The organism is Azospirillum sp. B506 (assembly GCF_000333595.1).
In the GTDB taxonomy this organism is placed as follows: Bacteria; Pseudomonadota; Alphaproteobacteria; order Azospirillales; family Azospirillaceae; genus Azospirillum.
Map to the genome: position 1 here is coordinate 1 of NZ_BADK01000239.1, position 1,329 is coordinate 1,329.

The window sequence follows — 1,329 nt, forward strand, 5'->3', positions numbered from 1 at the left end:
GGCACGAGGGACGGCCCTATTCCGGCGACATGACCTTCGTCCGGCAAACCGGCGAGGTCCAGGTTCTTCCGGGCATGCACGACGACATGAGCGCCTATTGGACGGCTCTGTGCTCCGGCCGGCTGCGCATCGCCGATGTTCCAGGCGATCATTTCAGTTGCCTGTCGCCACCGAATGTCGGCGCCGTCGCCGCCGCTCTCGGCCTCGACGGGGGGGAGCCGGGCGATGACCGGTGAACCGACGGTCGGACTGCTGGGAGGATCGGGCGCGGTCGGGCGGGGCGTTCTTCGCGCCCTCGCCGGCACCTTGCGGCTGCGGGTCGGCGGGCGCGATCGGAAACGGGTGGAACGCGCCGTGATGGAGGCGGCGGATGGGCGCGGCGAGTGCCACGCGCTCGATCCGCTCGACGGCGACGCGCTCGGCCGCTTTTGCGACGGCTGCGATGTGGTCGTCAACTGCGCCGGGCCAAGCTGCCGCCTTCTGGATGCCGTCGCGCTCGCGGCGCTGGCGGCCGGTGCCCATTATGTCGATCCGGGTGGAGACGATCCGCTGCATCGCCGCATCGTCCACCGCGATTGGCGGGGGCGGTCGGCGGTGGTATCCGCGGGCATGCTTCCCGGCCTGTCGGGGCTTCTGCCGCTCGATCTGGTCGGAGAGTTCGACAGCATCGATCGCCTCACCGGCTATGCGGGGGGAATCGAACGCTTCTCCCCCGCCGGGGCCGAGGACTTCCTGGCCAGCCTGTCGGACGGCTTCGGCTGGGGCGGCATGTGCGTCCGGGCCGGCGATCTGCGGCCGAACCCGGCACCGCCGGTCGATCCGGTCAGGCTTCCCCTCTCGCGCGCTCCGGCGGAAGCGCGGCCCTATATCAGCGCCGAGTTCCTGCGGCTCTGCCGGCGGCTCGGTGTGGACGGGGACTGGTACAATCTCTTTCCCGGACGCCACACGGTCGATTTCCTTCGCCGTTTCCAGGCCGGGCAAGCCGGGGCCGGCCGCCCCGAGGGGGTGGATGCGGCGGCGGTCGCGGGACTGATCGGCGCCAGCGCGCTGGACGTGGCGGGACGCTCGCCGGAGCAACTTCTGGTCATCGAGGCGACGGGCCTGCGGTCCGGCCGTCCCATGGTGCGCAGCATCGCCCTGCGCGCCGGCTCCGGAGCGGCGCTGACCGGCTGCGTTGCCGCCTGCGCGGTGCTGGCGGTGCTGGAGGGCACCGTCCCGGACGGGGTCCATCACGCCGCCGACAGTCTTCCGGTGCGGACGGTGTTGTCCCGGATCGCGGACTGGCAGCCGGATTGCCGAATCCTGAGATCGCATGCCGCCGCGGTCGCC

At 71.9% G+C, this 1,329-nt stretch carries 2 protein-coding genes; both read left to right on the top strand.

Annotation, left to right across the window (positions count from 1 at the left end):
* Positions 1-236: hypothetical protein (locus I71_RS38175; protein ID WP_042693424.1), on the top strand; the 236-nt coding region annotated here is incomplete at its 5' end.
* The coding region (locus tag I71_RS07570; protein WP_042693426.1) for a saccharopine dehydrogenase NADP-binding domain-containing protein at positions 226-1,329 on the top strand (1,104 nt) is incomplete at its 3' end. The genes I71_RS38175 and I71_RS07570, both read left to right, overlap by 11 nt.